This is a genomic window from Clavibacter sp. (assembly GCF_014802555.1).
GTDB lineage: Bacteria > Actinomycetota > Actinomycetes > Actinomycetales > Microbacteriaceae > Clavibacter > Clavibacter sepedonicus.
This window is the reverse complement of record NZ_JAAVCB010000132.1, coordinates 1-8,663: the sequence shown is the minus strand read 5'-3', so window position 1 is coordinate 8,663 and position 8,663 is coordinate 1. Positions and strand designations below refer to the sequence as shown.

The following is an 8,663-nucleotide window of genomic DNA, read 5'->3' as shown; positions in this document are numbered from 1 at the left end:
GCATTACCGTGGGACATCGAGGCCTCCTGGCGATGGTTGAACTGAACAGCTCCATCAAGCCAGGAGGCCTCTTCACACGCCCCGAAGTGTCACCAACGTCACGGCCGAGTACAGCTAGACGACCGACGCCACCCCGAACACCGCCGCCGCGATCCCGAAGCCCATCACGCCGATGGTGGTCTCCATCACGGTCCAGGTCTTGAGGGTCGTCTTCACGTCCATCTCGAAGAAGCGGCCGACGAGCCAGAAGCCGGAGTCGTTCACGTGGCTCGCGACCACGGATCCGCCGGCCACCGCCACGACGAGCGCCGCGACCTGGAACGCGTTGTAGTCGCCCGCGAGGATCGCGGGGGAGATGAGGCCCGCGGCCGTGGTGAGCGCGACCGTCGCCGACCCCTGCGCGATGCGGAGGATCGCCGCGATGAGGAAGCCGGCCAGGATGATCGGGATGCCAAGGTCGCCCAGCACGTCGGCGAGGGCGTCGCCGATGCCGCTGGTGCGGAGGACGCCGCCGAACATGCCGCCCGCGCCCGTGATGAGGATCACCGAGCAGACCGGGCCCAGCGCCGACTCGAGGGTCTTCTCGAGGGCGGTCTTGTCGATCCCGCGGCGCCGGCCGAGGACGAAGGCGGCGAACAGCAGGGCGATGAGCAGCGCGACGGGCGTCTCGCCGATGGTGCGGAGGATCTGGAACCACGCCTGGTCGCTCGTGCCCTCGGGGAGGATCCCGCCGGTCGACGCGGCGTTGAGGCCGGTGTTCATGAAGATGAGGAGGAGCGGGAGCAGCAGCACGGCGACGACGGTGCCGAACTTGGGCGGGTTCGATTCGGCGTGCGCGTCGGCCTCGCCGAGGAGCGACGGCACCGGCAGCACGAACTTCTTGCCCGCCCACAGCCCGTACAGGTACGAGGTGACGAACCAGGTGGGGATCGCGGCGACGAGGCCGACGATGATGACGAAGCCGACGTTCGCGCCGAAGAACTCGGATGCCGCGACGGGCCCAGGGTGCGGCGGCACGAAGATGTGCATCACCGAGAAGGCGCCGGCCGCGGGGAGGCCGTAGCGGAGCACGCCGCCGCCGAGGCGACGGGCGACCGAGAAGACGATGGGCAGCATGACGACGAGGCCGGCGTCGAAGAAGATCGGGAAGCCGAAGATGAGCGACGCGACGCCGAGCGCGAACGGGGCGCGCTTTTCGCCGAAGATCCGGATCAGCGTGTCGGCCAGTGTCTTCGCGCCGCCGCTGGTCTCCACCAGTCGGCCGAGCATCGCGCCGAGCCCCACGAGCAGCGCGACCGTGCCGAGCGTGGATCCGAAGCTGCCGACGAGCACGGTCACGATCTGCGAGGTCGGGATCCCGGTGGCGAACGCGGTCGCGAGGCTCACGAGGATCAGCGCGACGAACGCGTGGATGCGCAGCGTGATGATCAGGATCAGCAGCACGGCGATGGCGCCGGCCGCGATGAGGAGGAGCGGACCCGCGGTGAGGGTCTGCGTCCAGTCTTCGATGGTCATGTTCTCTCCGTTCGGCTGGGCGGATCCGTGGATCGCGTCGCGTGCGGCGACGCCCAGCCGTGGAGGTGGGCGCCGTCGCCTGCGTGGGGAGCGGCGGCGAGGCCGTCCGCGGTACGTCTACACAACACCCGAGGCTGCGTTTGCGTCCTCGAGGCGATGGCGCTCCTCGTGCTGAACCGCCGCGTGGGCGCCGTGGTGCAGGGCCCGGGCCGCTGGAACGTCTACGACCCGCGCATCATCTGCTGCCGCCTCAACGGCCCCGGCCGCTCGGACCACTTCCGCTCCCTCACCCAGCTGCCCCGCGCAGCCGAGCCGGTCTCGGCGTCACTGGCCGCGCGCCACGCATCGGCCGCTCAGCGCACGCGCATCGCCGAGCTCGCAGTGGATCTACGCCACCTCGACTTCCTCGCCGTCGATATCGAGTGTCACCACCTGATCCTCGAGGCCAGCGGCAACGACATGTTTTGCGCCCTCCGCGAGGCGATCACGGAGATCCATACCGGCCGCACGCACCAGAGGCGGATGCCGCGGATGCCGCGGCGGCATGCGCTCAAGACCCATGAGCAGGCGGCGGATGCGGCCCGCAACGGCGAATCGGCTGGGGCGGAGATGATGTCGCTGCTGGCGAGGTCAGCAGAACACTCAAATAAGGAGCTTTTCCCGATGGCCGCGTTAAGTCATGCCCCTTCATGGGGGCTGCAAGCAAACAATGGGGCAGTCAAGCCAATCACACATGCGGCAGTAAGGAAGCCACCCATCTTGGCGACAAAAGCCGAAAATTGACGGGGCTTTTCCGCGCGTAAGCAGGCGCCCTGCCTGCTACCAAACGTTAGTAACGCGCCAAAGCACCTCCCGGAGAACAACGCTTCCACGCCGAAGTCTCGGAATGACGTATTCCTCGACAACACTTTCGTTCTGTTCTACGCCAATCCAATTACGACCCAAGCGCTGAGCAACGACAGCGGTTGTTCCCGATCCCAAGTAGTAATCTAAAACCGTATCGCCTGGATCGCTACCAATTTTAATTATTCGCTCGAGAAGCTTCTCCGGTTTCGGTGTGTCAAACACCGGCCCGCCCGGAAAGTCCCTAAGTAACTCCTTTTTTGCACTCGCAGTATCTCCCACCTCGTCTGCGGTCCAGATCGTGAATGGTGCAAGGCCTCCGCTTTCGCTTTCGTATCGCTTCAACCGAGGTTTACCAGCACCCCCCCTAGGCCAGTAGACACGGCCGTCACGAACAAGTTCCTCCAGACGCATCTTGGAAAAAGTCCAGCATCGGCCTGGTGGTGGATCATGGCGTGCGCCACTGGGGGTAACTACCGTATAAAACTGATTTTGAGTAGCATGACCTGCCTGCACCGACATGGGAGCAGATCGCCACGGCCCGCGGGGATCGTTATCGGGATTGGCAAATGTGCCTTGGTCAGGGAGCCCATGGCGAACGCGCTTCCATGACTTCGGTCCACTCAAAGCATAAACGTGTATATAGTCGTGCATCGAGCTGAAGGCCTTGCGATTATCCCGGCTCTTGCGCTTTTGCCAAATTATCGTAGAGACGAAAGCCTCGCGCCCAAACACTTCGTCCATGACGACTCGAGCGCGGTGTTGCTCGGAGTCATCTAGGTGCAACCACACGCTTGCGTCTGGCGCTAGTAGCGGTATAAGCGCAGTTAGGTGACCACGTAATTCAGAAATCCATTCATTAGAATCACGCTTGTCGCTGTAGTGTCGAAAAGTTTCTCCAGTGTTGTAGGGAGGGTCGAGGTAGCAAAGTTTGATACTTTCAAGCCGCTCGGGATCGGCATGCAGTACCCGAAGGGCCGAACTTGCGTCGCCCACCATCAGTGCTCCAGCAACGGCTATGTGAGTAGCGGGCACCTCGTTTTGCTCAGGCGCATCTTCTATTGGTTTGGCATCGACCTCGACTGCGCGATCCAGAGGAAGCACACCTTGATCGTCTGCCGCAACATGTTCGGTCGTCATGCTTAGCCCCATGTCAAGACACTATACTACTGATCTCATCGCTAGCAGGGCCAGCGCACGAGTTTAGAAGATTGCGATCCTGGCCTGGTCGAGTAAGTCGTGGCTGGTGAGGCGTTGTGTGCATCCTCCAACCCAGCAACGGTGCTCGCAGGGCAGGGCGACGTGCTGGGGTTCTAGGGCGCTCAATGTTAGGACAACATAGGCGCGAAGCGCACTGTCGGTCGCTTGGCCGGGGCGGAATCGAATCACGTAATTGGAGCGAAATAATTAACGACGAGTCTGGCATGAGGCCAATTCACTACCTGGGTAATAAGACGCGCTATTTAGCTGAAATTTCGTCCGCGGTAGAGAGCGTCGCTTCGCCCGGTAAAGTTGCGGTAGACCTGTTTTCCGGCAGTGGTGTTGTCGCACGCTCACTTGCGCAGGAGCGCCCAGTGCTCGCATCCGATGTTCAGCATTATTCAGCGATTCTCTCCTCGGCTCTTTGTAAGTCGCGTCACCAAGACATGCTTTACGCAGCCCCAATTATTAGCAAGGCAACCGACTGGCTTGGTTCTCTTGGTAACGAGCTCACTGACCTTCTGAAGTACGAAGACGACGCGCTTGCATCTGTGAGTCAAAACCCTGACGCGTATGCAGACTATGTCGAAAAAGGCATAATTGCGAGCGGCGACTTGAAGACATCCGCCTATTCGAGACTCTTATCGCGAGCGGCATCTGTTTTGGAGGCGGCGGGAGGGACGGTATCGCGGTACTACGGAGGGGCATATTTCTCTTTTCGGCAAGCTTTAGAAATTGATGCACTATCCGCGGCAATAAAGTATGAGCGTTCAAGTCCAGGCGGCGACACATTTTTGGCTGCCCTGTTGGGTAGCGCAAGTGACAGCGTTGGGACCGTGGGCAATCACTTCGCCCAACCAATGCGTCTCAGAGACAGGGTTGGTGTCCTCAAGATGGCCGCTATTCAGCGTAGCGTGGCCAACCGAACCGCATCGGCCTTTAACTTATTCGAAAAGAAATTATCACAATATAACGATTTAACACCGACGGCATACGAATGCACCACAGCAGTCGGCGATTATCGAGACATCCTTTCTGCCTTAAAACGAAACACAAGTGTGATTTACGCCGATCCGCCTTACACGCGCGATCACTACAGTCGTTTTTACCACGTCCTTGAGACGATTGCGCTTGGTGATGATCCCGGAGTTGCAAGTGCGCCCGGATCAAGCTCCCCCAGCCGCGGGCTGTATCGCAAGGAGCGGCATCAAAGCCCGTTTAGTATTCGCTCTCAGGCTTCAAAGGCCTTCGAGGATCTCTTTAGTTTGGCGCGACAGAAAGAGGCAGCAATTGTACTGTCGTACTCGCCCCAGGGACAGGGGACCAAGGCTCGGCCAAACACGCGCTTGATCTCGATCGACGAACTCGTGCAAATCGCTAAGGTGCACTTCGCTAAGGTAGATGTTATGCGCATTGAAAAGTCAGTGCATAGTAAGTTCAATGCAACGCGTTTTAACGGAGTCGCTGCCCCTCAGGCCGAAGTAATGATTAGCGCAAGTCTCTAGGCGTCGGGCAGGGTTGCTTGAAGTAGCGGGAGGGACGGGATGGCGCGCCTTAGTTCTATGCCCGTGCATCGCACTTTGCGCATTCTATCTATCCGATTAGGCCCTGTGGCGTTTAGATACGCATCTAATTCACTATGCACGGATTGCGATGGCATTACCAAAGAGTAAACAATTTGATCATTGTCGATCTTAACAAATACTGCGATCGGTCGTCCCGTTGGCGGGTACTCGAGCCCCCGCGCTGCGGATAATTCAAACCGGTAATTTTGGCTTTTAACGACTACGGACTTGCGGCTTTCTGCATCACCGAGTTCGCCAGATGCAAGAACTTGTTGAAAGAGAAGCTGTCGCGAGTGTACGGCTTGTACGCCAAAAAACGATTCAAAGCTAGCTCGGTTAATGTTGACTTGACTCCACCTATTTCCTGATTTCGGAATTTCGGTAATGAAGACGCTGGCGCTGTCGGAGACGACTTTGTCCGGTTCGGCGCTGACCACTCGGGCGGCCTCGTGCTTCAGTCTACGCTCGCTTCCGCTATTATTCGCTACCCGGGCGAGGACATCTGGATCGTCGAGGTTGCGAATATTTGCTGCTTGGTTCTGAAAGAATTGCGAAATTTGGCCAAGCGCTGTGGCTTCGTCTTCATTTTGAATACGGATTGCAGTGAAGGCTTCCCAGTTTGACAACAGGCCGCCCCTAGTCAGATTCCCCGAACCTACTATGAGCGACGTGTGTGTGACGTGCTGGAACCACGCGAATTTCGGGTGGAAAAGTGAAGACGTCGGGTTGACGAGCGCCTCCACTTGCAAGTGTGGGTGATCTGCGGAAAGCTGCTGCAGCTTTCTGATCGCGGCGACGTCGGTGATGGCGTCCGTACCGACGATCAAACGAAACGTTCTGAGCTTAAGCAGTTGGGCGATTTCTGGATCGCTAAAAAATGCTGTCGCTCCATATGTCGTGGTCCAAGCGAATACTCCACCTCCGCTTACGGCCCCGCGGGCTTCGAGTGATAAGGCCCGAAGAAGCGTTTCGCTTTGATCGCTGCCATGCTGGAAAGTGAACACCTGGGCTCCTAGTGGTGGTGGGAGCTTGTCCGTGGTAACGCTCCACTCTGAGGGTGCCGATAAGTATCGAAAGTGTCAAGGACCAGAGCCTGACGCTCTGCGCCCCAAGATACTTGCAATCTGGTCATGGCCTGGACGCAATAGAGGCGCCTAATGGAGCGAGTGACGGGAATCGAACCCGCGCTATCAGCTTGGGAAGCTGAAGTTCTACCATTGAACTACACTCGCGCGACCGGCCTCGGGCCGGGTCGAGACCACAGCCTAGCAAGACTCCGGCCGGGCACCGCCCAGCGCCGGTAGGCTCCTGCCGTGCTCCTCTCCGACCGTGACATCACCGCCGAGCTCGACGCCGGACGAGTGGCCCTCGACCCCTACGACCCCGGGATGCTGCAGCCCGCGAGCATCGACGTGCGCATCGACCGCTTCTTCCGGCTGTTCGACAACCACAAGTACCCCTACATCGACCCCGCCGAGGACCAGCCCGAGCTGACCCGCCTCATCGAGGCGAAGCAGGGGGATCCGTTCATCCTGCACCCGGGCGAGTTCGTCCTCGGATCCACCTTCGAGATGGTCACCCTGCCCGACGACGTCGCCGCCCGCCTCGAGGGCAAGAGCTCGCTTGGCCGCCTGGGGCTCCTCACGCACTCCACCGCCGGCTTCATCGACCCCGGGTTCTCCGGGCACGTCACCTTGGAGCTCAGCAACGTCGCGACGCTGCCCATCAAGCTCTGGCCCGGCATGAAGATCGGCCAGCTGTGCTTCTTCCGCCTGTCGTCGCCCGCCGAGAAGCCCTACGGATCCGGCGAGTACGCCTCCCGCTACCAGGGCCAGCGCGGCCCGACGGCCTCCCGCTCGTACCTCAACTTCCAGCACACCGACGTGACAGTGACGGACGCGGGGCAGTCGGGCGAGTAGCCCTTCGCGCCACCTCTGCGGCACGCTCCTCCGGGTAGGCGCCTGGCCGGCGGCGCCATCGTGAGCGACGCCGGAGACCGGCGGCCGTCTCGCTCGGGGATCTCGAGGAGTCCTGTGGACAGGGCGGGCGCGAATGCCTTCCTTCCGGTGACACTTCACCGACCGCAATCCAGGAGGGCCGCCGATGAACGCAATGTGCCGCGCGCCGTCGACGCTGATCGCGTGCGCAGCCGTGATCACATCCTTGAGCCTCTCTGGATGCACGGACCTCGACACCGCCTCCGCACCGCCTCCTGATTCGTCGCCGACGTCATCGCCTGCGGCAGAGGGGCCGAGCGACGACACCCGCTTCGCCGACATGGACGCCCGTGTGGCTGCGACGTACCCCGTCCGTGAGTCCACTGGCACTTTCACCGGCGACCAGAATGGCGTCCTCACGCTGCGTCCTCCAGGCGACCCTGCCACGACCAAGGTCGTGATGATGCTGACGTGCACTGGCTCCGGGACCTACTGGATCGACGTCGAACAAGCCAAGCCCAACCGCGTCGGAGCGACATGCGGTGATTCGGGAACCAGCATCGCTGCAGTCCCTCTCGACGACCCCACCGCCAGCACGACCCTGGACGTCAGCATCCCGAACGGCAGCCGGTACTGGCTGACCACGTACTACACGACGAAGTGAGGATCATCATGCGCGATTGGACCCGGCTCACCCGGCCCGCCATCACCATCGGCGTCACCGCGGTCCTCCTCGGCGGTGGCACTGCCGCCCAGGCCGCAGACGTCACGCCGGACTCTGAATGCGCCGGCGACGGTCCCGACATCAGCGTCACCGATGTGGTCGACACCTACATTCCCGGAGACTTCCGGGCGTACGGAGACGGCGGCGCGGTCCTGACGATCGCCGCAGGGCAGAGCAGCACCGCCAAAGCGGATGTCTCCGTCTCAGGCACTCTGAGCGCCGACGCAGTCGTCGCGTCCGCCTCGGTCACCGCTGGGGTCACCCTCGGCGTATCGGAGACCGTCTCGCAGCAGGCGTCAGCGTCCTACACGGTCCCTGCTGACCTCAACGGTCCCTGCTGACCTCAACGGTCAGTACATCGAGCTCGGCGCTGCGGGAAAGTCGTTCTCCTGGAGTTCCTCCACGTACAACCGCGCCTGCGCTCTCGTCGACCACCAGTCGGGCTCCAGCACCGCCCCCTCGGCCAACCCGTACTTCAGGAAGAGCTGGTAGCTGACTTCATCTCCGACGATAAGGCGTGGCCCGGGATGAAGATCGGCCAGCTCTGCTTCTTCCGCCTGTCGTCGCCGGCCGAGAAGCCCTACGGATCCGGCGAGTACGCCTCCCGCTACCAGGGCCAGCGCGGCCCCACCGCCTCCCGCTCGTACCTCAACTTCGTGCACACCGACGTGACGGTGACGGACGCGGGGCAGTCGGGGGAGTAGCCGGTCTCGCGGCATCTAGCTGTACCCGGCCGTGACGTTGGTGACACTTCTGGCGGCGTGAAGAGGCCTCCTGGCTTGATGGAGCTGTTCAGTTCAACCATCGCCAGGAGGCCTCGATGTCCCACGGTAATGCTCGTCTGACGGTTCACGGGAGGGTTCTCCTCGTGCGGCGGGT

The 8,663-nt window shown here is 61.4% G+C and carries 8 protein-coding genes, 1 tRNA gene and 1 pseudogene; 6 read left to right on the top strand and 4 right to left on the bottom strand.

What is annotated here, in order from left to right; translation table 11 throughout:
• Positions 1-114 precede the first annotated feature (114 nt).
• On the bottom strand, positions 115-1,515 hold the full coding sequence (locus HDR73_RS14630) for a GntP family permease (RefSeq protein ID WP_012300250.1): 1,401 nt from the start codon (positions 1,513-1,515) through the stop codon (positions 115-117).
• A 156-nt stretch (positions 1,516-1,671) separates the two neighbouring features.
• Between HDR73_RS14630 and HDR73_RS14625 the strand changes: the two genes are divergently transcribed.
• Positions 1,672-2,298, top strand: a complete 627-nt coding sequence (locus HDR73_RS14625) for a FadR/GntR family transcriptional regulator (protein ID WP_223842675.1) — start codon at positions 1,672-1,674, stop codon at positions 2,296-2,298.
• A gap of 36 nt (positions 2,299-2,334) precedes the next feature.
• On the opposite strand, the gene HDR73_RS14620 is transcribed toward HDR73_RS14625, so the two are convergent.
• Positions 2,335-3,498, bottom strand: a complete 1,164-nt coding sequence (locus HDR73_RS14620; RefSeq protein WP_158309453.1) for a site-specific DNA-methyltransferase — start codon at positions 3,496-3,498, stop codon at positions 2,335-2,337.
• Between the two features lie 284 nt (positions 3,499-3,782).
• Between HDR73_RS14620 and HDR73_RS14615 the strand changes: the two genes are divergently transcribed.
• Positions 3,783-5,063, top strand: a complete 1,281-nt coding sequence (locus HDR73_RS14615) for a DNA adenine methylase (RefSeq protein ID WP_158309452.1) — start codon at positions 3,783-3,785, stop codon at positions 5,061-5,063.
• Here HDR73_RS14615 and HDR73_RS14610 read toward each other — a convergent pair.
• Positions 5,060-6,127 (bottom strand): phospholipase D family protein, encoded by a 1,068-nt coding sequence (locus HDR73_RS14610; RefSeq protein ID WP_012300246.1) that lies wholly within the window; start codon positions 6,125-6,127, stop codon positions 5,060-5,062. The two genes, HDR73_RS14615 and HDR73_RS14610, sit on opposite strands and share 4 nt — an antisense overlap.
• A 154-nt stretch (positions 6,128-6,281) precedes the next feature.
• Positions 6,282-6,355: transfer RNA gene (locus HDR73_RS14605), tRNA-Gly, on the bottom strand.
• Positions 6,356-6,436: 81 nt separating this feature from the next.
• On the opposite strand from HDR73_RS14605, the gene dcd reads away from it, so the two are divergent.
• The 4 genes and pseudogenes from dcd to HDR73_RS14585 all read left to right on the top strand — a co-directional run.
• Positions 6,437-7,042: a dCTP deaminase gene (gene dcd, locus HDR73_RS14600; protein ID WP_012300245.1), complete on the top strand. Its 606-nt coding sequence runs from the start codon at positions 6,437-6,439 to the stop codon at positions 7,040-7,042.
• A 184-nt stretch (positions 7,043-7,226) separates the two neighbouring features.
• Positions 7,227-7,724 (top strand): hypothetical protein, encoded by a 498-nt coding sequence (locus tag HDR73_RS14595; protein ID WP_041464774.1) that lies wholly within the window; start codon positions 7,227-7,229, stop codon positions 7,722-7,724.
• Positions 7,725-7,732: 8 nt separating this feature from the next.
• A complete protein-coding gene (locus tag HDR73_RS14590) occupies positions 7,733-8,125 on the top strand; it encodes a hypothetical protein (protein ID WP_012300243.1) in 393 nt (130 codons plus the stop codon).
• 171 nt (positions 8,126-8,296) lie between these two features.
• Positions 8,297-8,488 (top strand): annotated as a pseudogene (locus HDR73_RS14585) (dCTP deaminase); the annotation flags it as partial.
• Positions 8,489-8,663 lie beyond the last annotated feature (175 nt).